This window comes from Nocardia brasiliensis (genome assembly GCF_042691675.1).
Classification (GTDB): Bacteria; Actinomycetota; Actinomycetes; order Mycobacteriales; family Mycobacteriaceae; genus Nocardia; species Nocardia brasiliensis_D.
Map to the genome: position 1 here is coordinate 3,254,013 of NZ_CP170507.1, position 23,069 is coordinate 3,277,081.

A 23,069-nucleotide genomic window follows, 5' to 3' on the forward strand; every position below is an offset into this window, starting at 1 on the left:
ATGCGTGTCATGGCACAGCTCGCCATGGTGATGAACCTGGACAAGTGCATCGGCTGTCACACCTGCAGCGTCACCTGCAAGCAAGCGTGGACCAACCGCGGTGGCACCGAGTACATGTGGTTCAACAACGTGGAAACCCGTCCCGGCCAAGGATATCCGCGCCAGTATCAGGACCAGGAGAAGTGGAAGGGTGGCTGGCAGCTCAACCGCAGGGGCAAACTGACCCTGAAATCCGGGTCCCGGCTCGAGCGCCTGCTCAACATCTTCGCCAATCCGGACCTGCCCACGGTGTCGGACTACTACGAACCGTGGAGCTACGACTACGACAACCTGCTGTCCTCGCCCGCGATGGACACCACCCCGGTCGCCCGCCCGAAATCGCTGATCACCGGCGAGAATACGAAGATCACCTGGGGTGCCAACTGGGACGACGACCTCGGCTCCGGTCCGGAGCAGGTCGGCAAGGATCCCCTGCTGTCGCGGCTGTCCGAACAGGTGAAGCTCGAGTTCGAGCAGACCTTCATGTTCTACCTGCCGCGGATCTGCGAGCACTGCCTGAACCCGTCGTGCGCGGCAGCGTGCCCGTCCGGCGCGATCTACAAGCGCGCCGAGGACGGCATCGTGCTCGTCGACCAGGACAAGTGCCGCGGCTGGCGGCAATGCGTCACCGGCTGCCCGTACAAGAAGATCTACTTCAACCATAAAACGGGCAAGGCGGAGAAGTGCACATTCTGCTACCCGCGGGTGGAAGTCGGCATCCCCACCGTCTGTTCGGAGACCTGCGTCGGACGGCTGCGCTACATCGGCGTCATGCTCTACGACGCCGACAAGGTCCTCGAAGCGGCGTCGGTGACCGACGACAAGGACCTGTACCCCGCACAGTTGGGCGTCTTCCTCAACCCGCACGATCCGCGCGTCGTTGCCGAGGCCGAACGAGCTGGTATCTCGCCGGAATGGATTCAGGCAGCGCAGGATTCGCCGATCTACAAACTGATCGTCGACTATCAGATCGCGCTGCCGTTGCATCCGGAATACCGCACCATGCCGATGGTCTGGTACGTGCCGCCGCTGTCGCCGGTGGTGGATGTGCTGTCGGAGACCGGCCACGACGGCGAGGACGCCAGGAACCTGTTCGGCGCGATCGACGCACTCCGGATCCCGGTGGAGTACCTTGCCGAGCTGTTCACCGCGGGGGACGTCGGGCCGGTGCGCGCCGCGTTGCAGCGGTTGGCCGGGATGCGAGCGTTCATGCGGTCGGTGAACCTGGGCGAGGAACCCGATCCGGCGATCGCCGCCTCGGTGCGGCTGGAGCCCGAGGAGATCGAATCGCTGTACCGCCTGCTGGCGATCGCGAAATACGAACACCGGTACGTGATTCCGTCCGGTGCGGGTTCCGAAGCGCACCAGTTGGACGCCCTGGCCACCGGCTGCAGCCTGGACAACGATGGCGGGCCGGGCATGACGGCGTTCGACACGATGGTGGAGAAGTTCCATCTGACCGACACCAATGGCGCTGCCCCGGCGGAGAAGTCGAACCGCGTCAACCTGCTCAACTGGGACGGCAAGAGCACCAATGGATTACTGCCATCGGCGGCTGACAGCACGGCCGGGAACGGCACCAACGGCGCGTCGGTAAACGGGACCAATGGCGCGAGCAAGAACGGGGAACGAACAACCGCTGGTAACGGAGTCGCACCCGACAGCACACCGACCCCGACCCCGACCGGAGCGCCCCAATGATCCGCAACGCCCCATCCGGCCGCCGACCGGACCGCGCGAATGGTTCCCCGCGGCTGTCGAGCGGCGAGTTGTCATGGCTCTGCTGAAGGTACGGCGCAGGCCGGAACCCGCGGTGCCGATCGCCGAGCGCGACCGGCGCCTGGTGTGGCGCATGGCCGCGTTGCTGCTCGACTACCCGCACCCGGAAACCCTCGCGATGGTGGACGAAATGGTCGCCGCCGCAGCGGAATTGCCGGAATCGGTGCGAAACGACCTGGTGGAATTCCTGGCCTACCTGCGGGCCGCCGCACCGCTGGACCTGGCGCGGCAATATGTCGAAACCTTCGATATGCGTCGGCGTTCGAGCATGCACCTGACCTTCTACGCCTACGGCGACACCCGCAAGCGCGGAATGGCGTTGCTCCGGTTCAAACACGCCTACCGGCATGCGGGCGTCGAGCTGGGTGATGAGGAACTGCCCGATCACCTGCCTGTGCTGTTGGAGTTCGCCGCGACAGTCGATCCGATCGGCGGTGAACGGCTACTCGGCGAACACCTCCCGGTTATCGAGCTACTCCGACTTTCACTGTCCGACAATGGTTCTCCCTACGCGGCTGTGCTGGCAGCGGTAGTCGCCACGCTGCCGCCGCTGACCACGGCGGACCGGCGGCGCGTCGCCGAGCTGGCCGCACAGGGGCCGCCGGAGGAAGAAGTGGGACTCGAACCGTTCGCCATGGACCCCACCATGTTCGCGCAAGGAGAAGGCCGCCGATGACCAGCACACTGTGGTTGACCCTGCCGTACGTGGCGTTCACCTCGTTCGTCCTCGGCCACCTCTGGCGCTATCGGAACGACCAATTCGGTTGGACCACACGCTCTTCCCAGATCTATGAGAGCCGTCTGCTGCGCCTGGGCAGCCCGCTGTTCCACTTCGGCATGCTCGGTGTCATCGGCGGTCATGTGATGGGCATCCTGATCCCCGAATCGTGGACCGCCGCCGTCGGCATCTCGGAGCACACCTATCACCTGGTCGCGGTCTCCGCGGGTTCCGTGGCAGGTGCGGCCGTGCTGGTCGGCGTCGCCATCCTGCTCTATCGCCGAATCACCGTGCCCGCGGTGCGGAAGGCGACGAGTGCGAGCGACAAACTGATGTACGTGTTGCTGGCCGCGGCGTTGATCACCGGCCTGCTCAATACCTGGGGCAGCAACCTCTTGTGGGGCACCTACAACTATCGCGAAACCGTTTCGCCTTGGTTCCGAAGCCTTTTCACCTTGAATCCGGAACCCGGCCTGATGGTCGGCACACCGTGGACCTTCCAAGCGCACGGCTTGGTCGTGCTCATCCTGATCGGGATCTGGCCCTACACCCGCCTGGTCCACATGTTCAGCGCCCCCATCGGCTATCTCACCCGCCCTTACGTCGTGTATCGCCGCAAGGAAACCAACGCCCCCGACACCCGCCGCTACGCGCGTGCCTGGGACGCTCCTGTCACGCCGGAGCACTGGCGCTGATCGCCACCGTCCCGGCCCGGCCGTTTCTGATCGGCGCGGTCGGGATCACAGCGTGACGGCCCGGCCTATCTGTTCAGCAGGCCCTGGTCCTGCAGATGCGTGAAGATCAGCTGATCGACCGGCGGCACGGAACCGCGATCGGCCCCGTCAACCAATCGATCTCGGCGATCTCACTTGCCGGTGCCGGACCGCCCTCGAAATCCGCTGTGTAGCAGGTCATTCGCACAACAGCACCGTCAGGATGGTCGCGCGCTTGCGCCTCGAAGGTGCCGATAGGTCGTAACCATATGATCGAAGGCTCGCTCAGCAGGCGGCGCGGGTAGGCCGACGACTCCTGTGGAATTGGAGTGGTACGGGCGATGAACGCGATACTGCCCGACGGCGGATAGCGTGCCGTCGGGCAGTAGTTGCGGGGTCGGTCGGTTCGTGCGTCAGGCCCGAGCGCGGGCGTTGTCCTCGACACTCGCCGCCACTTCGGCTTCCAGGACGAATGCCTCCGCCTCGACCACCACGTCGGCGTCCCGATGCGAGCTCGGCCGCCGCAGGAAGACCGACCAGACAACGAGGGCGCACACCACGTAGAAGACCATGAAAACCCAGAACGCGGTGGTCGCCGAGTTGGTCGACGCGTACGAGGAACGCAACACCAGGTTGATGCCGACACCGCCGAGCGCACCGATCGCGCCGACGAAACCGATCAGCGCACCGGACGTGTTGCGCGCCCAGGCGGCCTGCTCGTGGCGGGGGCGGGCCAGACTCTTGGACTTGGCCTCGAACACCGACGGGATGATCTTGGTGACCGAGCCGTTGCCGATCCCGGACAGGATGAACAACGTGATGAACCCGCCGATCAGCGTGGCCATGGCCGCACCGCTCGGCACGCCGCCATTGCGATCACCCAGGGTGCTCGCCGCCGCGACAACAACCGCGGCCACCATCATCGCGCCGAAGACGTACATGGTGACCTTGCCGCCGCCGATCCGGTCGGCCCATTTACCGCCGTAGGGGCGGGCCAGCGAACCGAGCAACGGTCCGATGAACGCGATCTGCGCGGCATGTAGCGCGGCCTGCGCGGCACTGTCACCGCCTGCTTTGAAGCTGATCTGCAGCACCTGGCCGAAGGCGAAGCTGTAGCCGATGAACGAACCGAACGTGCCGATGTACAGGAATGCGATCGCCCACGACTGCGGCACCTTCAGCGCCGCGACCATGTCGGACAGGTCGGCCTTCTGGTTGCGCAGGTTGTCCATGTACAGGGCGGCGCCGAGTGCGGCAAGACCCACCAGAACCAGATAGACCGCGCAGATCAGCGAGGCGTAGTCGTTGCCCAGGGTGGCGATGATCAGCAAGCCGAGCAGCTGGATGGCCGGTACGCCGATGTTTCCGCCGCCCGCGTTGAGCCCGAGCGCCCAGCCCTTGAGGCGCTGCGGGTAGAAGGCGTTGATATTGGTCATCGAGGAGGCGAAGTTGCCACCACCGAAGCCCGCGAAGGCGGCCACCACCAGGAACGTCGTGTACGAAGTACCGGGTTGATTGATGAAATACAACGTGAGCAGCGTCGGGATCAGCAACAGGACCGCGCTGAAAATGGTCCAGTTGCGTCCGCCGAACTTGGCGGTGGCCACCGTGTACGGAATCCGCAGGATCGCACCGACCAGGGTCGGCACGGCGACGAGGAAGAATTTGCCCGCCGGATCGATGCCGTAGGTCTCGGTCGGCATGAACAGCACCATGACCGACCAGATCGACCACACCGAGAAGCCGACATGCTCGGCGAAGACCGACCAGATCAGATTCCGCTTGGCGACGTCCTTACCACCGGCTTCCCAGGCCGTGACATCCTCGGCATCCCAGTTCTCGATGTCACGGTTACGCGTCAGCATGCTCAACTCAGGCCTCCCACAATCGGTTGTCTTCGACGGTAGGGAGCGGGTATTGCCGACATGATGCGCGAAATGACCGGGAGATCAACGGTTGCTCACGAGTCCGAATTGCGCCGCGTGAATCCGCCGCTAAGTTTCCGGCATGTGACGCACCGGTTTCCGGGCGTCACAAACCCCCGATCTCGAAAAGTATCGACCGGTGCGGGATTCCTCGGACCGAGCGGCCGCGCTGCTAACCTCCGGAATTCTGTTCCCGCACGCCGCGATCGCCCGTGATCTCGTCATCGTCGGCGGGCGGTTCCGGATCGCGCCATTCCTCGGCCCGGCTGGATCGGTTGCCGCGCAAGGTGCCTTGGAGTTCGTGCGCGAGTTGGTCGTCGCGTTTGGGTCCGTGCTTGCTGTTTCCTCGTTCCATCACTGCCTCCTCGGATTCGTCCTATCGGTGCCGAAGCAGCGCGCCCACGCCTTCCGGTATCGCACCTGCCTCATCGACGGGTGTGATCGCGGCCCCGCAGTTCAGGGCGGCGACGGGTAGCGCTTCGTCGGCCCGGCAGATGCTCGCGGCGCGGGTATCGCCGGTGGCCACCTGCGCTTCGTCTACCGGATGGATCGGCGCGGGCTCGGTTCGGACCAGACGATCACCGAGCGCGACCTCGTTGATCAGCAGTTGGTCCACATTCGCCTCGGCCAGCGCTGCCGTCGTCGCAGCCAACCCGGCGACTGCCAGCCCATCGGGCCGACCGCTCTCGGTGGCGAACTTCTCCAGCACACTGTGCTGTTCCTGTTCGGCCTTCGCGCTGACGATCGCGCGCACCTGTTCGTCGAATTCGGCCTGATCCGCGCCCGCGGCCCTGGCGCCGGCCTCGACCTGGACCACCTCGGCGCCGTGCGCGGGCAGCGCGTCGGCGAGCGCCGCACGGGAGGTGACTTCACCGCCGATGACGATGACGCGTGCGCGCACCTGCTCGGCGAGTCTGGTGACCTCGCGCGCCACCTCATCGATATTGCGGCGAATCTTCTCATCGACCCGATGCTGGATCGACCAGGCCGACCAGCCGCCACCATGACGGATCTTGTGCAGCGGATGGCCTTCACCCTGCACGGTTTCACCGACGACCGCGCCGGAAGAGTCGACCGCGTAGATATCGGAGCCTCGCCGATCGACCACCGCCACCACATGAGCGACCTGTCGGGCAGCCTGCTCCAACAGTGGCAGCACGTAGGGCAGCCGGGCAACGCGCACGATATCGCGCGGCGGCAGTTCCGGCAGCACCTCGTCGGCGAGCAACGTCTCGCGGTCGGCGATCAGGACGCGGCCGTATCGGCCCGGTACCGGCGGGGTGGCGAGCATCGCATCCTCGAGACTGTTCATGGTCACGGCCCCTTCAGTGGATCGTGGCCGACCGACATCAGCCGGTGCCGCCAATGCGCTTGTCCGGCAACCGGTTCCAAATCCGATCGGCGAGCGGCGGACACTTCGTCCACCACCGCTCGCATCGCGTCGATGTCCTCGGCGACCAGGTCGGTCCGGCGTTTACCGAGAATGGCCAGTACCCGCTGGCCGAGCTGCGGTCCCGAGCGGTCCGGCAATGCTTCCGCATCCGGACCGGCGCTCTCGGTGCGTAGCCAATCCCGCAACTCACGGGAGGACATGTTCACGACGCGATGGAACTCATCCCACAAATCGTCGTCGACGTGGGTTTCCGCCAACGTGCTCACCCCGTTTCGAATAGCGTTCGGAGATCATCCGGGCGCCTGTCGACTACCCGGAAGACGCACAGCAAAACCTGAGGCTCCGGTGGGGAATCCGGCTACCCGCCGGGAGAATTCAGCAGCGGGCGGCGCAGCTCGGTGACGGCGATGCGGGCGGCTTCGGCGATCGCGGCGTCGACGACGGGCAGGTGCGGGTTGGCGCGGGCGGCGCGGGTGAATACCGCTACCGCGACGGGGTGCTCCTCAGGAAACTCGACTACCGCGACCTCGTTGCGAATCGCGCCGATGGTGCCGGTCTTGCCCGCGACGGACACGCTGCGGTGCGGAAACGCGGCGGCGATGCGATGCGGCCAGATTTGCTGGCGCATAACCGATTTGACGAAGTCGGTCTGCGCCGTGGACAGCACGGACCCGGCCCAGACGGCACACAGGAAGCGGGTCATTTCCTCGGGTGTTGTCGCGCTCGCGTACGCCGGATCGTAGGCCGATACCGACCATGCCGCGTCATTGTCGGCCAGTGCCGCGAAGGCTTCGGCGGTGGTGTGGGTGTCGGTGTCCCGAACCAGGCTGTGGTGCACGTCGGCGGTGCCGCCGACCACCCGGGTCTCGGTGAGTCCGACCTCGGTGAGCAGGTCGTCGACAGCGGCCAAGCCGACCTCGCCGAGCAGCACATCGGCCGCGGCATTGTCGGACACCGTCATCATCGACTTCGCCAGGTCGCGTCGGCTGAGGGTGACCGGGTCGAGCAGTGCGGCGATTCCGGTCGGCCCCGGCGTGCAGTCGGCGGGATCCACCGTGAGCTGCGCGAGGGGATCGATCAGCCCGGTATCGACGAACCGGCAGAACGCGACGAACAGGGGCAGCTTATAGACCGATGCCGTGACCACGCGGGCTCGACCGTCGACACTGATCTCGGCGGCGGAGTCGTCACACCGGCGGGCGTGTAGCCAGCCGGTGCATCCGGCGTCGGCGAAGACCGCGCGGATGCGGTCCACCGCCGTGCGCTCCCACATCGCGGCATCCTTCGTCGAGTCGGTGCGTGCTGTTCCGCTCATCGCAGCCGCTCCCGGTACAGCACTCGATCGACCGCATCGGCGTGGACATCGGCCCCGGCTCTGCGGATGACGCGCAGCCGCAAGGCAATCGCCTGCGGAGCCATGCGCAACCAGGTAACACCCGGGGTGGGGGAGGGCGGGGTCGCGGTGAGCCCGAAGCTCGTACCGGCGGCGACCGCGGCGAGCGTGGCGCGGTCGTCGCGGGCTACCACGGTGGGCGCGTCCAGGCCGCGTTCCCGCAGCAGGTCCAGCACGGTGTCGAAGGCGGGCGGATTCGCGGCGCGCGGTGGGTGGGCGAAGCTCAGGCCCGCCAGCATTGGGAAGGTGGGGCGTTCGGCGACGGCGATGCGGTGATCCGACGGTACGACCAGCCAGCGCGGCACCTTCACGACGGGCCCGGTCGCGATGCCGTCGACCAGGGCCGGGTGCTCGATCACCGCCACATCGTGCAGTCCCGCGCGGACGTCGCCGACGAGGTCGACGGTCGCGCCGACCGTGGTGGACACCGCCGCGCCCGCACCGACCGTCGACCGCAATGCGGTCACGCAGGCCGTGATCACCCGGTCCGGCAGGGCGGCGGTCGCGCCCCAGTGCACCGCGCCACGGGCATTCGCGATGCGCTGCGACTCGGCGAGCAACTGCTCGGCGTCGTCGACGAGCAGGCGGGCCCGGGGCAGCAGTTGCAGGCCCGCCGAGGTGAGTACCGCGCCCTGGCGGGTCCGATGGATGAGCTCGACGCCCAGCTGCCGTTCGAGGCGGCGTAGTCCCTGCGAAAGCGGTGGTTGGGTCATCTCCAGCGCGGCCGCTGCCCTGCCGAAATGTCCCTCGTCGGCGATGGCGACGAAGAAGCGAAGGTGGCGGACCAGATCCATGCGGTCATTGAACCAGCAGGTTTCGGCGAAGCGGCGTCGCCGCCGGGACGCGGTCGGTGTCTCTGCCGTCCCATTCCCGGTGACCTGCGACGATAGTCGGATCGACTCGCCCGCGGCAGGGTCGGGTATTGGTCTGCGACGCGGTGGCGCTGCTGTGCTGTGGCGGTGATTTTCTCAGCACCTGCCCACCGTGCCCCGCTCATCCGCCGACGATGCCTCGCCGCGATCCTGGCGGTCTCCGCACTGTCGTTCACCACGGCGTGCGATTCCCGATCCGACCCGACGGTCACCCCGACCAGCGCAACCGCACCCGCCGCCACTCAGCCCTTCGCCGACATGGAGACGAAAGCCGGTGCGCGGCTCGGCGTGTACGCGATCGATACCGGCACCGGCCGCAGCGTCGCCTATCGGGACGGCGAGCGGTTCCCGATGGCCTCCACCTTCAAGGGCCTCGCCTGTGGCGCCCTGCTGCGTGACCACTCACTCGCTTCGGGCTACTTCGATCAGGTGATCCGCTATTCCCGCACCGAACTAGTCGAGTTCTCACCGGTGACCGAGAAGCACGTCGACACCGGAATGACCGTCGCCGAGTTGTGCCACGCCACCATTACCATCTCCGACAACACCGCGGGCAATCAGATTCTGAAACTCCTCGGCGGCCCCGCCGGCTTCACCGCGTTCCTCCGTTCGATCGGTGACGACGTCTCGCGACTGGACCGCTGGGAAACCGAGCTGAACACCGCGATCCCCGGCGACGTCCGCGACACCACCACACCCGCCGCACTGGCCGCTGACTACCGCACCCTCGTCCTCGGTGACACCCTCGCCGAACCCGAACGCGAGCAACTGAAGCAGTGGCTCATCGCCAACACCACCGGTGGCAAACGCATCCGCGCCGGTCTGCCCACGGACTGGACCATCGGCGACAAGACAGGTAGTCCCGCTTACGGCTCCGCCCTCGACGTCGCCATCGCCTGGCCGCCCGGCCGCGCACCGCTGGTCATTGCCGTTCTCACCACCAAATTCGAGCAGGATGCCGAACCCGACAATGCTCTCGTCGCCGAGGCCGCCCGGGCCGCGGTCGCGGAACTCGGGGTCACCTCGGGGGCTCGATGAGCCGTATCTCGACCGAACCGCCGGTCATTACTCGACGCGCGCTACTGGGGGCGATGGCGCTGTGGTCGTTGGCCGGTTGCACCGGGGGCGCGACGACGACCGCACCGTCATCGGATCGCTCCGATACCCTGGCTCCGCCCACTTCCTCGGATGATCGCCATGTTCGTCTGGTCGAATTGGAGGGACGGTACGGCGCGCGCCTGGGGGTGTTCGCGCTGGCCACCGGTACCGGCGCGACCGTCGCGCACCGTGCGGACGAACGATTCGCGTTCTGCTCGACTTTCAAAGCGCTGGCGGCAGCGGCCGTCCTGCATCGTAATCCGCTGTCGCACTTGGACACTCTCGTCAGCTACACCGAAGCCGATCTGATGAAGAGCGCCGTCATCACCCGGCAGCACGTTGCCACGGGTATGACGATTCGCCAGCTGTGCGACGCGGCGGTTCGCTACAGCGACGGCACGGCGGGCAATCTGCTGCTGCGCGATCTCGGTGGTCCGGCCGAGCTGACCGAATACGCGCGCAGCCTCGGCGACACGGTCACCCGGATGGACCGGATCGAACCGACAATCGCCGAGGCCGTGCCCGGCGACCCGCGGGACACCACGTCTCCGCGCGCCTTCGGCAGCGACTATCAGAAGATTCTGCTGGGGGAGACGTTGCCGCCCGAGCAGCGTGCTTTCCTGCGCGATTTGATGGAACGCAATGCGACTCCCGCAGGGGCCCAACGCATTCGGGCCGGTGTACCGCAGGGGTGGACGGTCGCGGACAAGACCGGCACCGGTGATTACGGCACGCTGAACGACATAGCGATCGTCTGGCCGCCGCAATCCGCGCTGCTCGTCATCGCGATCATGTCCAACAAGGCCGACCGGGACGCCAAGTATGAACAGTCGCTCCTCGCCGAGGCCGCCGCGTACGTCGTAGCCGCGCTCACCTGAAGACGGGGGTCGGTGGCCACCCTCTGGGGTGATTTCCGCACCCCCGGCGGCCGAGCCACCTCCCGAGGGTGTCTTTCGGATCGGTGGTGGTTGCTCGAACATTAGTTCGGACAAGCAAAGCAACCACTTCCACCAGAGGGATCGTCACTTTGACACACTTCATCAGCCGCGCGGCCGCAGCATTGTTCTTCGGGACCTTGACCGCCGTCGCCATCGTCGCAACTCCCGCGACCGCGAACGCCGCGCAGCCGGACGACATCGTCACGATCCAGCAGGTGTCCAGTGGGCGCTATCTCGACGCGTGGAACGACGGCACCCACGATTACAACGTCGTCACCCGACCGAAGCAGGGCGACACCAGCCAGCAGTGGCGCATCCGCTGGGACGACAGCGGCACCGGGACCGGCACGGTGCAGCAGGTGAGCAGCCAACGCTACCTCGACGCGCATGAGATCGAGTCGCTGGACTACCGCCTGGTCACCCGCCCCGTCCAGAACAACCCCACCCAGGTGTGGCACATCCGATCCATCGGCGGCGGGAAATACACGATGCAGCAGGCGTCCAACAATCGCTATGTGGACGCCCACGAGTACGCCGAGAAGGACTTCGGCGTCGTGAGCCGTCCGGCACAGCACAACCCGACCCAGCAATTCCTGCTGGTGGTGGTCGGCCACTGAGCCTGAGACCGCCACTGTTCCGCCGCACGTCTTCGGATGCGGCGGAACAGCGGCGTTCGTATGTTTCGCCGAGTTCGATCACGTGGCCGAATCGGTACTGTCCAGCAGCGTGGGTGCAACTGTTCCGGATATGGCACCGACGGCCCCTGGAACAGCGGTCCGTCGGCGGTCGTCGTTGGTCCATGTTTTCAGCGCGGGTGCGCTGATCGGGGTGTTGGGTGGGCTGATCGGGCTGGGCGGGGCGGAGTTCCGGCTGCCACTGTTGATCGGGATGTTCGGGTTCGCGGCGCTGCACGCGGTCGTCCTCAATAAGGCCATGAGTCTGGTCGTGGTCAGCACCGCACTCCCGGCTCGACTGTTCGCGCTGCCGTTCGGCGACCTCGCCGAGCACTGGAGCATTGCCGCCAACCTGCTCGCGGGCAGCCTGCTCGGTGCCTGGCTGGGGGCGGGTTGGGCCACCCGCATGCACTCCCGCACGCTCTACCGCGTGCTGGGCGCTCTGCTGGTCGTCGTCGCGGCGGCATTGGCCGCCAGCCACCTCACCGATCTCGGGCATCTCGACCTCACCCCGTGGGTACGCGTGATCGTCGCTGTCGCGGCTGGAATCGGCATCGGTGTCGTGGCCGCGCTCATGGGTGTCGCGGGCGGCGAACTGCTGATACCGACCATCGTGCTGCTCTTCGGCGTGGACATCAAACTCGCCGGAAGCCTTTCACTGTTGGTCTCGCTGCCGACGATGCTGGTCGCCTTCGCCCGCTACCGCCGCGACCGGAGCTTCGACGTCCTGCGGGCCAACACCCGATTCGTCCTCACCATGGTGGCAGCATCGATCGTCGGCACGGTCATCGGCGGCCTGCTGCTCGGGGTAATCCCCGGTGCCGCACTCATTCCGGCTTTGACCGCCTTGCTGCTGATCTCCGCCGTCAAGGTCTGGCGACACCGATAAGGCACTACAAGATGTCCGGGCTGGTGGTCCACTGGCGGAGTTTGTCGGGGTTGCGGACGGCCCAGACGCGGATGATTCGGTTGTCTGCGATGTCGAACGCAAATACCGACGATGTGGTCTGGTTCTGCTGGACTACCAGGCCGGGTTGGCCGTTGACCATGCGCTCCAGGACCGTCAAACCGGATATTCTGCTGGTGAATTCGACGAGGTAGCGGGCGATCTGCTCGCCGCCCTCGATCGGGTGCAGCGCGGCATCGACCAGACCGCCACCGTCGGCGATTCCCGTGGCGGCAGGGTCGAGGAGCCCGATCAGCGCGTGAATGTCCTTGGCTTCCCAGGCGAGCTTGAAGTTCCGGACGACGCGAGCTTGCTCGGCGGTCGGCGTCGCGGGCGGCCGCGAGGCGTCGATGCGACGGCGGGCGGAGGTGGCGAGCTGGCGGCAGGCCGCCGGGCTGCGGCCGACGACCTCGGCAATGTCGGCGAACGGGTAGCGAAAGATGTCGTGCAGGATGAATGCGACGCGCTCGGCCGGGGTCATCGATTCGAGCACGACGAGAAACGCCATGTTGACCGACTCGTCGAGGGTGACCCGATCGGCTGGGTCGGCCCCGCTATCGGGCGGTCCCGCGCGCCATTCGCGGCGATCGGGCAGCGGTTCGGGAACCCATTCGCCCACATAGCGTTCCCGTCGGACGCGCGCCGAGCGGAGCAGATCGAGGCAAATGCGGCCCGCGACCTTCGTCAGCCATCCGCCCGGAGATTCGATGGCCTGCTGCTGCTTTCGCGACATGGCGTACCAGCGGGCGTAGGTGTCCTGCACGACGTCCTCGGCATCGGCCAGGGAACCGAGCAGCCGATACGCGAGATTGATCAGCTGGCGGCGCTCGCTCAGGATCGCGTCGAGGCTCGGCTCGAGTCGGCCGTCCGTCGGCCCGGGTTCGATGGTCATGTCTCGCCGATCCTCCTCTGTCGCATCCGTACACCGATACGACGAAACAGCCGCTCGGAATGTGATGTTCGCGCCGCGCCTCACATTCCGGCGGGCGGCTTCGTCGGAATACCGAACAACAGCGACCGTCGCCGGCAGAGCTGGTTGCGGTCGGAATCTCGAACGGAGGATGCGATGACTACCAACGATTCCGAACTCACGGCGTTCTTGAAAACCCGCGCCGAGGCCCAGCAGTCGAAGGACATCGATCGACTCATGCAGCACTACGATCCCGACATCGTTTACTACGATGTCGTCCCCCCGCTCCGGTTCACGGGGACCGACGAGGTACGCCGCAACTTTCTGCGGTGGTTCGACGGCTACGAGGGTCCGATCAGCCTCGAAACGCACGACCGGACCATTGTGACCAGCGGCGATGTCGCGTTCGCGAACATGCTGCACCTGGATTCGGGCACCCGCAAGGGCGGGCTCCAGGCGTCGATATGGGTACGCGAGACCGTGTGCCTGCGGCGATCGAACGGCGGGTGGTTGATCACCCACGAACACATCTCGATTCCGATCAACCCGGAGAACCTGCAGGTCTGGTTCGCGTCCGAGAAGGACCAGCCCGCCTGACCCTGATGACCGCAGACCGGCCCGGGACGCCGAGCCGGTCAGCTCGGGATTTGTGGTGACCCGGTGCTACCGGCATCCGTCGAGTAGCAGACGAATGGTGAGGCGCGCGTCGTACTGTGGATCGACCATTTCCGCGCCGGCGCAGATGTCGCCGATCGCTCGGAGTAGCTGGTAGGCGGGGATGTCGGCAGTAATTTCGCCCGCTTTCCTTGCGGCGGAGAGGATGTCGTCGAGCACTGGCACGAGGCGGTCGAGGAACAATGCGTGCAGGGCAGTGAAGGTGTCGGGGTCGTTGCGCATCGCGGCGGCGAGACCGTGCTTGGTGACCAGGAAGTCCGCGAAAAGCTCCACCCATTGACGCAGCGCGGTGAACGGTGACGCCGCTGCCGCGAGCAGGGTGGGCCCGGCGTCGGCACAGGCGTCGACCTGGTGTCGATAGACGGCTACGACCAGGTCCGCGCGGGTGGGGAAGTGCCGATAGATCGTGCCCATGCCGACGCCCGCCGCGGCGGCGATCCGGCGTACCGGTGCGTCGACCCCGTCGGTGACGAAGACCGACGCTGCGGCATCGAGCAGGGCCTTCTCGTTTCGCCGGGCGTCCGCGCGCTTGGCGGGGTGCGCGGTCGTCGGCGGCGGCTCGTCGGCTGCACTCATGCGGCGCACCTCTCGTAGGTCGTCTCTTGCGAACCGGAGCGCTGCTCCGTATATTCGGAGCGGTGCTCCGATTGAGAGTCTATCCGGTGGATCACGCCGTCGGAGCCTGCGCCGCGTATCCCTGCACGGACGCGGCGTTCATCGCATCGAAGGGAAATCCCATGCCCGCACCCGTCACGGTCGCCGCGACCGCCGTGCCCGCCCTGACCACTCCGATCATCAGCATCAAGCCGGTCGTCCTGCCCGCACCAGAGCGCGGCGACGACCTACAGGTGCGTGTCTCGGCGCCCGCCTTCGGCACCGACCTCCCCGTCGTCGTCTTCGCGCACGGCTTCGGCGAGTCGATGTCCGCCTATGACCCGCTGGTCGATTTCTGGTCCGGCAACGGCTTCGTCGTCATACAGCCCACATTCCTCGATTCACGGACGCTCGGCATCGCCCCTACGGACCCGCGGTATTCGGATATCTGGCGCATCCGCGTTCAGGACGTCGAGCGTGTACTCGACGAACTCGACCATGTCGTCGCCGCTGTTCCGGGCCTCGATGACCGCATCAATCGCGAACGCATCGCCGTCGCCGGACACTCCTGGGGCGGACAGACCGTCAGCATGCTGCTCGGCGCACGCGTTGTCGGCGCGGACGGGCAACCCGGCCCCGACCTGACCGATTCCCGCGTGAAAGCCGGTGTGCTGCTAGCCACGACCGGCATCGGTGGCGACGACTTGACCCCGTTCGCCGCGGCGAACTTCGCCTTCATGCACCCCGACTTCGACGCTCTGACCACGCCGACCCTCGTGATCGCCGGTGACAACGACCAGTCCCACCTCTCCACTCGCGGCCCCGATTGGTTCACCGACGTATACACCTACAGCCCCGGCGCCCAGAGCCTGCTCACCGTGTTCGGCGGTGAACACTCGCTCGGCGGAATCCACGCCTACAACGCCAAGGACACCACCGACGAAAGCCCCGAGCGCGTCGCACTGATTCGCAAGGCGTCCTGGGCCTATCTACGTAGCGCCTTGGGTGTCGACGACACGGCATGGAAGCAGGTGCAAGCCGAACTCGCGGAGTCCGCCGACCCGATCGGCGTCATCGACAGCAAGTAAGTGCTTACCCAAACGACTCGGATTCGTGCGCCCCAGATGGCGCAACACTGCGGGCAGCCCATCGCGGCCCGATGATCAACCAGCACGCCGCGGCGGCCGATGTGTCGCGCACGTCGATATCTGGCGACTCGAGAGTGTCGTTCTCGCAGTGACATTCACCTCCCGGATGGGCACGGGGAACTGGACACGGTGGATGTACCTCGTGCAGTATCAATGTGGAAATCGGCCCTCGAGGGTGTTCTACACGGAGCCGAACCGAATACGGTTGGCTAGCGCCGACGAGGGGAGCCCGGGTGCGTGGGCAAGGCGTGTTGAGAGACTCGGACCTAACGTCTTCGCAAGTAGCTCAACTGGTTTCGCGCGCGATCGAGCTCAAGGCGCGCCGTCGAGCAGGCACAGCGCGGCCGGAGCTGGCGGGGCACAATCTCGCTTTGATCTTCGAAAAGCCTTCGACGCGTACCCGATCCGCGTTCGAGATCGCAGCCGCCCACCAGGGCGCACGCGTGACCTACCTGGACTCCGCGACGCTACACATCGGCGAGCTGGAATCGGTCTGCGATACGGGGCAGGTTCTCGGGCGACTCTACGACGGGGTGGCCTACCGGGCACGCCGCCAGGAAACCTTGGAGGAGTTCGCGCGCCGTGCCGGTGTTCCGGTATGGAATGCGCTCACCGATCGCTGGCATCCCACGCAGGCGCTGGCGGACATGCTCACGGTGCGCGAGCACACCGCCAAACCGTGGGACGAGATTTCGCTGGCGTTCCTCGGCGACGGTGCCAGCAATATTGCCAACTCCCTACGGGTCACCGGCGCACTGCTCGGAATGACGGTACGCATCGTCGCGCCCGCGGCGTTGGCCGGCGAGTGTTCCGTCACCGACACTGCGGCAGACATCTGCCGCACCACGGGTGGGACGGTCATCGAGACCGACGACGTCGACGAGGGCGTACGTGATGCTGACTTCGTCTATACCGACACCTGGGTACGCATCAACGAGCCTGTCGAGCAGTGGCGCGACCGGGTACGAAGGCTGCTGCCCTACCGGGTGGACCGGAACCTGTTGGCCCGCACCAAGAATCCCGACGTGAAGTACCTGCACTGCCTGCCCGCAGTGCACAACACAACGACCCTCGTCGGCCGACAAATCCACCAGGAGACCGGTCTGGAAGGCGCCGAAGTCAGTGACGAGGTGTTCGGATCCGCAGCCTCGGTGGTGTTCGACCAAGCCGAGAACCGCGTGCACGCGATCACAGCGATGCTGGTCACCAGCTTGACCCAGAGAGAAGCACCGCACGACGCGGTGACCGCGACACCTGGCGGCGGTTGAGGCCAGCAGAGCGGGTATGGCCGAGAAGTGCACGCCTCGGCCGGTTTCGGCTCACCCTCGCGACGAGATCTGCTGCACGCCCCAGCTGTTGCCGTCGGGGTCCTCGAAGAAAATGTCAGTCGGTGTGTCAGGTCGTTGTCAGGCCGGTGTCAGCCAGGTTGGCGACCGTATTCCCGTGAACAGCACAGCAATCGCGGCGTCCGCGGCACAGCCGGTGTATGGGGACACGGCGATCCTCGATGGCATCGATCTCACGGAATGGGTCGACCAGCTCGCTCGGGTGCGGCACTGCCTGCGCGGTGATCATGCTTTCGCCCAGCTGATCCGGTTCGCACTGGTCGGCGGCGCCAGCAACATTGCTTACGTCCTGCTGTTCCTGGCCGTGAACGGGATCGGCCCGCTGCTCGCCAATATCACCGGCTCGATCGTCAGCACCGTGATCGCGAACGAACTGCACCGCCGGCTCACCTTCCACGCGGCCGGACGGGTCGGCTGGTTCACCGCGCAGTGGGAAGGCGGCGGCCTGGCGTTGATCGGTCTGTTGATCAGCACGGCGGCGCTGGCCGGTGTCGAGTCCTTGGCGCCCGGCCTCGGCGCGACCGCGCAGGCAGGTGCCGTGCTCGCCATCATGGCGCTGGTCGGCGGTATGCGGTTCCTGGCATTGCGCGCACTCGTCGCCGCATAGCTGCCGGGCCGTCGGGACATTCCGGTTACGCTCTGGACGTGCTGTTTGTTCGGGTGCTGGGCCCGATCGTGGTCGAGGTGGACGGCCGTACTGTTGATCTCGGTGGCCAGGTACCCCGGCGATTCCTGGCGGCACTCGCCACGACTGCCGGTACAGCCGTACCGGACGCTGTGCTCGCAGAGCTGGTGTGGGGCGAAGATCAGCCGCAGCAGGCCGTCGCGACGATGCGGGTGCTCGCGTCGCGGCTGCGGTCGGCGGTCGGGCCCGCCGACCGGGATTGCCTCCAGCGCAGCGAGTTCGGGTATCGACTCGCAGTGCGGCCGGAGTGCACCGACCTCAACCGCTTCACGGATCTGATCGCGCACGGGGCGCGTCTGCTCAGCGCCGCGGACGCCGAGGGCGCGGTGCGATGCTTCGATGCGGCACTTGCGCTGTGGCGGGGCCTACCGTGGCTGGATTTGGATGACGCCCAATCGCTTTCGGCCGAGCGAGCACGTTTGACGGAACTGCGTGATGTCGCGGTCGAGGAGTTGCAGGCGGCGCGATTGGCGTGCGGCCAGACCACGGTGGCGGTGGCCGATCTGATCGAGGCGGTGACCGCCACGCCATTTCGGGAACGGCGCTGGGAGTTGCTCGCGCTGGGCCTGTATCGCAGCGGTCGGCAGGCTCAGGCGCTGGCCGAGCTTCGACGGGTGCGGACGTTGCTGGTCGAAGAACTCGGCGTCGAACCCGGACCGGCGCTGCGTGCCCTGGAACAGCGCATGCTCGACCACGACCCACAGCTGCTGCTCAGCGAATCGCGTGGGCCGCAAGCGATTCCGGCGAGTGCCGCGATCCGCCCGGAGCGGCAAGTCATCGCGCGCCCACTGTCGTCGTTCGTCGGGCGCCAGGGTGAGTTGCGGCAGATCGGCGAGCTGGTGGCGGCGGGACGGCTGGTCAGCCTGGTCGGGTCGGCGGGGATCGGCAAGACACGGCTGGCCGTCGAATATTGTGCGGCGGACGAGAACATGGCGGACCGGTGGCTGGTGCGACTGGGCGATGTGCACGATCCGGACGATGTGGTGGTCGCGATCGCCACCGCACTCGGCCTGGTCCACCTCACCGGAGATCCGGCCACCCTGGTGCGGCGCGCGCTGACGATGCAACCGGGCCTGCTGGTGCTCGACAATTGCGAGCATATGATCCGGCCGGTCACCGAATTGGCCATCATGTTGCTCGGCAGTTGTCCGGAGCTGCGTATTCTGGCCACCAGCAGACAGCCACTCGGCATCGACGGCGAGCATGTGCTGATACTCGAGCCGTTGCCGGTGCTCGCCGCGGACGGCACGGACGGTGCGGCGGTGCAATTGTTGCTGGACCGAGTTCGCGCCGCCCGGCCGGGTTGGCTACCCGATGATGCGGATTCGGCAGCCGCGCGGGAGGTCTGCGAGACGGTCGACGGGTTGCCGCTGGCGATCGAACTCGCGGCCGCCCGGGAACGGGCGTTGGGGCTGAAGGAGATCGCCGCACACATCCATGACCGGATGGATGTACTCGGGCAAACCCCGCGGGGGTCGCTGTCGCGGCATGCCAGCCTGCAGGCGGCGATCGGCTGGAGCGTCGATCATCTCGCCGCCGCCGACCGGCAGATGTTGCTTCGACTGTGGCCGTTCGAGGGCGGATTCACCTGGCAGGCCGCCGAAGCCGTCCGTCCCGACGACGCCGACACCGGAGTCCTCGCCACGCTGGCGTCACTGCTCGACCGATCCGTCGTCACCGCCGATATCGGCACCGACGGGCCGAGATACCGGCTGCTGGAGACCATGCGACGGTACTGCCGGGACATCGATCCCGATCCGAAGGCGACCCGGGCCGCGCACGCGGGCTGGGTGCGCGCATTCGTTGCCGACCAGTCCGCATTGCTCACCGGGCATCGCGCAGGCGCGGCATATCGGGCCCTCGCCGCGGAACTGCCCAACATCAAGGCCGGTATCGACCACGATCTCGCGCATCAGCCGGTCGCAGCGTTGCGAACCACCGCGGCGTTGCAGTTCGCGTGGGTAACTCTCGGCGTTCTGGTCGATGGGCGCAATCTCATCCGGAAATCGCTCACCGCCGCCGCGGATGCGGCCATCGCGGATCAGGTGCGCGGCCTGCTCGCATTGTCGATCGTCTCCTTCCACGCGGGCGACCCTCGGGAATCGCTTGCTCAGGCCGACGCCGCCTTGACTCTGCTCGGCAGCGCCGACGACGAGCGGGAGCTGTGGCTGCACGGGTTGATGTATCGGGCTCTTGCCGCGAGCGCGCTTGGTGATCCGGTGGCGACCCGGGCCGCGGCCGACCGACTCCTCACCGAGGTCGACCGCCTGCCGACACCGGATTGGATCCGCGGTTGCGCCCAGTTCGGGCAGGGCATCGCGATGTTGTTGGAAGGCAATCGCATCGGTGCGCTCGGCTGGTTGCGTACCGCTCGGCAGCTCAGTGCGGAATGCGGTCATCTGTGGTGTCAGGGCATGGCCGACGTCGTGCTGGCCTGGTCGGTGCTGGCATCCGCGGACGACATCGACGCTGCTCGGGAGGCGATCGCCGCCATCGACCGAGCGCTGTCCGTCTTCGCCGAACAGTCGAACATCTCCGACGCGCTCGGCGCCGTCCACGCCGGTGCCTACGCACTGATGGTGCTGGCGTCACCGCAGGTGGCCGTCCAGCTGCGCGCGGCCGCCCTGCACCACTCGGCGCGAGTCGGCGCCGACCCGCGTCGCTACCTACAATTCGCCCATCCCGACCTGATCGAACGAATGGATCGGTCCCTGCCCGAGGAACAACGCCGCGTCGCCGAGGAGACGGGGCGGCAGCTGACGTGGACCCAGATGGTGTCCCTCATCCACACCGCCGACCACATCCCGAGCTGCTGAACACCTGCCGCGCAGCGTCTTGTAGCGGGATTGAAACGCCTTGGCGCGACAGTGGGTTGGAGCGGCACCTACTGTGCCACTCGATCCATCGCAACCAAGGAACTCAGCCATGCCGCATTCCAGCCTCGACATCGTCGCGCGGGTGTATCAGGCCTTCGACACCCGCGACTTCGGCGTGATCCCACGCTTGTTCGACCCCGATATCGCCATCAACCAGACCGCGGAACTGCCATGGGGCGGTCATTACCGCGGTCATGCCGGAGCAGCGAAGTTCTTCACCACCTTGCTCGCGCATATCGACAGCACGGTGACCGCCGAGCAGCTGTTCGCCGCCGGTGACGACGTCGTGCAGATCGGCCGCACCGTTGGGACGACCATTCCGGGCGGTATCGAGTTCGACATTCCGGAGGTACACCTCTGGCATCTGCGCGACGGCCGGATCATCGGCTATGACGCCTACATCGATACCCCCGCGATGCTGACGGCGCTGGCGGTGCGGCGATGACAACCTTCGACCTGACCGCCGAGACGATGATCGACCGACCGGCCTCGACAGTCTGGGAGCTGCTCGCCGACTACGCCAACGACACCGCGTGGCGCACCGGCGTGATCGCCATGACCGCGGAACCATCGGGCATCGCCACGCCCGGAACGCGAACCGCCGAGAAACTTCGGTTCGCAGGCCGAACTTGGCACAACAACGGCGAGGTCGTCACGGTCGATCCCGGTGTTCGGATGACCTGGCGCACCACCTCCGGTGCAGACGCCGAGGGCGCACGCACGGTTCGATCACTGACATCCGGCCGATGCCTGGTCCGGCTCGAATTACGCGTCACGCCACATGGTCTGCAGCGATCGATCGGTCCGTTGCTGGCACATATGTTGCGGCGCAACCTTTATCGTGACGTCACGGCGCTACGCGAGTGGGTCGAGTCGACTCGCGGATGACCGAAGGGTGGCGTTGCGCCTGTCGCCGAGAACGATGAGTCCGCCGCTTGCGACGACCAAATAGTCGACGGACCGCCTACACCGACGTCGCAACGGGAGACCCGCGGAACCCCCGCGTACTCAGCGCTGGCGCCAGCTCAGCGGGCCCGGCAGGTCGACACTGTTCTTCTTGCTGCGGGAATTCCACGACCAGGGGCCGATTTTGATACCCCACGAGGACAGGCCCGATTGGGTGAAGTTGAGTTTCAGCGGCCCGAAGGATTTGCGCTGGCGGAATTTGATGGGCATGAGGAGCCTCCCTGATCTCCCCCAGGGTAACCGATCAGGTTGTCCCCCATGGTTTTCGTCACTCCTCGGCGCACTTCGACCAGTATTCGAAGGGCCCGCGCACGTCCCAATTGTTCTCGGCGGTAGCTCTTGCCTTGTTCTGGGCCTCGGTGACGTTGGTGCCCCAGGCCGAACCCCAGCCGCCATCCTGGCCGAATGCCATGGCGACGCAGCCATTATTCGACCAGACGGGCTCCTGACAGTCCGGGCCGCAGCTGGCCAGTGCTTGTCCGGCGGCGAGTTCCTGACTGAGTGAGCTACGCGCCCAATGGACTTCCTTGGTCGCCTCGTTGTAGGTGGCCGCGATCCACACCGTGGCAGGTTGCACCGGCGGCGCCGATGTCGGCGACGGCCGGATGGTGGTGCTCGGCAGCGTGGTCGGCGCGCTGGACGGGCTGATCATGCTGGTGGTGCCGAGTCCTCGGGCGTTGTCGTCGGTGTTCTTGGACATGTTCTTGTACACGCGCAAACCGATGATCCCGCCGATCACCAGCAAGGTAACCAGGATCGAACCGATTACGGCCAGGACTTTTCCGCCGCCACCGCCACCCGAGCCGGGCCCGTACTGCGGCGGATAGGGATGGCCTGGACCTGGGGGGAACGCGCTGCCCGGCGGGTACGGCCCGCCCGGCGGGGGATACTGCGTCGGCCCCTGCGGGTATTGCTGGGCCTGCGGATCGTACGGATACTGCGTCGGTGCCTGCGGATACTGCTGGAGCTGCGGGTCATACGGATAGTGCCGCGTCTGCGCGTCGTGCGGATACTGTGTCTGCGCATCGGATTGCCCCTGCGGGCTCAGTGGATTCAGTTGAGTCGCGTCCAACCGTGCCTGCTGAGCCATGGGATTCAGTTGAGTCGGATCCGACTGTCCTTGCTGTGCCATGGGATTCAACTGAGTCGGGTCCGAGCGCCCGGCGCCCTGGGCGGCCGAACTCTGCTGACCGTATGGATCGTTCGGTTGCCCCGGATACGGCCCGGATGGATAAGACATGCGCCCCGCTGACAATCGTGTGGAAAATTGGCCGAATCAGCCTAGCTGTTCAGGGGCCCTGTGGACTGCCCCCATCAATGGGGGAGTAGCCCCGCGGTCGGCGCGGTAGCGCACCTGACCCGGGACGCGCTGGCCGACAAC

At 66.5% G+C, this 23,069-nt stretch carries 24 protein-coding genes; 14 read left to right on the forward strand and 10 right to left on the reverse strand.

The features are described from left to right. The 3 genes from narH to narI all read left to right on the forward strand — a co-directional run bounded on the left by narH (position 1) and on the right by narI (position 3,231). Positions 1 to 1,740, forward strand: coding sequence for a nitrate reductase subunit beta (gene narH, locus ACFK0J_RS15260; RefSeq protein ID WP_378740652.1), 1,740 nt, complete (start codon positions 1 to 3; stop codon positions 1,738 to 1,740). Between the two features lie 73 nt (positions 1,741 to 1,813). Then, the gene (narJ, locus tag ACFK0J_RS15265; protein WP_378740655.1) at positions 1,814 to 2,494 is read left to right on the forward strand and encodes a nitrate reductase molybdenum cofactor assembly chaperone; all 681 of its coding nucleotides are present in this window, start codon (positions 1,814 to 1,816) and stop codon (positions 2,492 to 2,494) included. Then, on the forward strand, positions 2,491 to 3,231 hold the full coding sequence (narI, locus tag ACFK0J_RS15270) for a respiratory nitrate reductase subunit gamma (protein WP_378740657.1): 741 nt from the start codon (positions 2,491 to 2,493) through the stop codon (positions 3,229 to 3,231). The genes narJ and narI overlap by 4 nt, the downstream gene beginning before the upstream one ends. Before the next feature lie 431 nt (positions 3,232 to 3,662). On the opposite strand, the gene ACFK0J_RS15275 is transcribed toward narI, so the two are convergent. The 6 genes from ACFK0J_RS15275 to ACFK0J_RS15300 form a co-directional block, all read right to left on the reverse strand. Continuing rightward, on the reverse strand, positions 3,663 to 5,114 hold the full coding sequence (locus tag ACFK0J_RS15275) for a nitrate/nitrite transporter (RefSeq protein WP_378742847.1): 1,452 nt from the start codon (positions 5,112 to 5,114) through the stop codon (positions 3,663 to 3,665). A gap of 232 nt (positions 5,115 to 5,346) precedes the next feature. After that, a complete protein-coding gene (locus ACFK0J_RS15280) occupies positions 5,347 to 5,529 on the reverse strand; it encodes a hypothetical protein (RefSeq protein ID WP_378740659.1) in 183 nt (60 codons plus the stop codon). Between the two features lie 21 nt (positions 5,530 to 5,550). Beyond that, positions 5,551 to 6,486: a Vms1/Ankzf1 family peptidyl-tRNA hydrolase gene (locus ACFK0J_RS15285; protein ID WP_378740661.1), complete on the reverse strand. Its 936-nt coding sequence runs from the start codon at positions 6,484 to 6,486 to the stop codon at positions 5,551 to 5,553. Between the two features lie 2 nt (positions 6,487 to 6,488). Continuing rightward, complete coding sequence (locus tag ACFK0J_RS15290; protein ID WP_378740664.1) at positions 6,489 to 6,833, reverse strand: DUF3140 domain-containing protein; 345 nt, start codon at positions 6,831 to 6,833, stop codon at positions 6,489 to 6,491. A 92-nt stretch (positions 6,834 to 6,925) separates the two neighbouring features. Then, entirely contained in the window at positions 6,926 to 7,882 is a 957-nt protein-coding gene (locus tag ACFK0J_RS15295) for a serine hydrolase (protein WP_378740666.1), read from the reverse strand. After that, on the reverse strand, positions 7,879 to 8,754 hold the full coding sequence (locus ACFK0J_RS15300) for a LysR family transcriptional regulator (protein ID WP_378740668.1): 876 nt from the start codon (positions 8,752 to 8,754) through the stop codon (positions 7,879 to 7,881). The genes ACFK0J_RS15295 and ACFK0J_RS15300 overlap by 4 nt, the downstream gene beginning before the upstream one ends. A 165-nt stretch (positions 8,755 to 8,919) precedes the next feature. Here ACFK0J_RS15300 and bla (ACFK0J_RS15305) point away from each other — a divergent pair, with 165 nt between their 5' ends. The 4 genes from bla (ACFK0J_RS15305) (at position 8,920) to ACFK0J_RS15320 (ending at position 12,431) form a co-directional block, all read left to right on the forward strand. After that, positions 8,920 to 9,870, forward strand: coding sequence for a class A beta-lactamase (bla, locus tag ACFK0J_RS15305; protein ID WP_378740670.1), 951 nt, complete (start codon positions 8,920 to 8,922; stop codon positions 9,868 to 9,870). Continuing rightward, complete coding sequence (gene bla / locus ACFK0J_RS15310) at positions 9,867 to 10,808, forward strand: class A beta-lactamase (RefSeq protein WP_378740672.1); 942 nt, start codon at positions 9,867 to 9,869, stop codon at positions 10,806 to 10,808. Before bla (ACFK0J_RS15305) ends, bla (ACFK0J_RS15310) begins: the two co-directional genes overlap by 4 nt. Before the next feature lie 149 nt (positions 10,809 to 10,957). Continuing rightward, entirely contained in the window at positions 10,958 to 11,485 is a 528-nt protein-coding gene (locus ACFK0J_RS15315; RefSeq protein WP_378740674.1) for an RICIN domain-containing protein, read from the forward strand. A 109-nt stretch (positions 11,486 to 11,594) separates the two neighbouring features. Further along, positions 11,595 to 12,431 carry a sulfite exporter TauE/SafE family protein gene (locus ACFK0J_RS15320; RefSeq protein ID WP_378740676.1) on the forward strand — a complete coding sequence of 279 codons (837 nt, stop codon included), beginning with the start codon at positions 11,595 to 11,597 and terminating at the stop codon, positions 12,429 to 12,431. A 4-nt stretch (positions 12,432 to 12,435) separates the two neighbouring features. On the opposite strand, the gene sigJ is transcribed toward ACFK0J_RS15320, so the two are convergent. After that, a complete protein-coding gene (sigJ, locus tag ACFK0J_RS15325; protein ID WP_378740679.1) occupies positions 12,436 to 13,380 on the reverse strand; it encodes an RNA polymerase sigma factor SigJ in 945 nt (314 codons plus the stop codon). 174 nt (positions 13,381 to 13,554) lie between these two features. On the opposite strand from sigJ, the gene ACFK0J_RS15330 reads away from it, so the two are divergent. After that, positions 13,555 to 13,995, forward strand: a complete 441-nt coding sequence (locus ACFK0J_RS15330) for a YybH family protein (RefSeq protein WP_378740682.1) — start codon at positions 13,555 to 13,557, stop codon at positions 13,993 to 13,995. A 66-nt stretch (positions 13,996 to 14,061) separates the two neighbouring features. Here ACFK0J_RS15330 and ACFK0J_RS15335 read toward each other — a convergent pair whose 3' ends face one another. Further along, positions 14,062 to 14,649 (reverse strand): TetR/AcrR family transcriptional regulator, encoded by a 588-nt coding sequence (locus ACFK0J_RS15335; protein ID WP_378740685.1) that lies wholly within the window; start codon positions 14,647 to 14,649, stop codon positions 14,062 to 14,064. 161 nt (positions 14,650 to 14,810) lie between these two features. On the opposite strand from ACFK0J_RS15335, the gene ACFK0J_RS15340 reads away from it, so the two are divergent. The 6 genes from ACFK0J_RS15340 (at position 14,811) to ACFK0J_RS15365 (ending at position 21,610) form a co-directional block, all read left to right on the forward strand. Further along, positions 14,811 to 15,755, forward strand: a complete 945-nt coding sequence (locus tag ACFK0J_RS15340) for an alpha/beta hydrolase family protein (protein ID WP_378740687.1) — start codon at positions 14,811 to 14,813, stop codon at positions 15,753 to 15,755. Between the two features lie 308 nt (positions 15,756 to 16,063). Further along, complete coding sequence (argF, locus tag ACFK0J_RS15345) at positions 16,064 to 17,083, forward strand: ornithine carbamoyltransferase (RefSeq protein ID WP_378740689.1); 1,020 nt, start codon at positions 16,064 to 16,066, stop codon at positions 17,081 to 17,083. A gap of 232 nt (positions 17,084 to 17,315) precedes the next feature. Then, entirely contained in the window at positions 17,316 to 17,768 is a 453-nt protein-coding gene (locus ACFK0J_RS15350; RefSeq protein WP_378742849.1) for a GtrA family protein, read from the forward strand. A 38-nt stretch (positions 17,769 to 17,806) separates the two neighbouring features. Beyond that, positions 17,807 to 20,662 carry an ATP-binding protein gene (locus ACFK0J_RS15355; protein WP_378740691.1) on the forward strand — a complete coding sequence of 952 codons (2,856 nt, stop codon included), beginning with the start codon at positions 17,807 to 17,809 and terminating at the stop codon, positions 20,660 to 20,662. Positions 20,663 to 20,771: 109 nt separating this feature from the next. After that, positions 20,772 to 21,167 (forward strand): nuclear transport factor 2 family protein, encoded by a 396-nt coding sequence (locus ACFK0J_RS15360; protein WP_378740693.1) that lies wholly within the window; start codon positions 20,772 to 20,774, stop codon positions 21,165 to 21,167. Beyond that, the gene (locus ACFK0J_RS15365) at positions 21,164 to 21,610 is read left to right on the forward strand and encodes an SRPBCC family protein (RefSeq protein ID WP_378740696.1); all 447 of its coding nucleotides are present in this window, start codon (positions 21,164 to 21,166) and stop codon (positions 21,608 to 21,610) included. The genes ACFK0J_RS15360 and ACFK0J_RS15365 overlap by 4 nt, the downstream gene beginning before the upstream one ends. A 120-nt stretch (positions 21,611 to 21,730) precedes the next feature. Here the strand turns inward: ACFK0J_RS15365 and ACFK0J_RS15370 are convergent, their stop codons facing one another. Further along, on the reverse strand, positions 21,731 to 21,898 hold the full coding sequence (locus tag ACFK0J_RS15370; RefSeq protein WP_218476778.1) for a DUF4236 domain-containing protein: 168 nt from the start codon (positions 21,896 to 21,898) through the stop codon (positions 21,731 to 21,733). A gap of 58 nt (positions 21,899 to 21,956) precedes the next feature. Beyond that, a complete protein-coding gene (locus tag ACFK0J_RS15375) occupies positions 21,957 to 22,778 on the reverse strand; it encodes a DUF4189 domain-containing protein (RefSeq protein WP_378740698.1) in 822 nt (273 codons plus the stop codon). Positions 22,779 to 23,069: the final 291 nt, after the last annotated feature.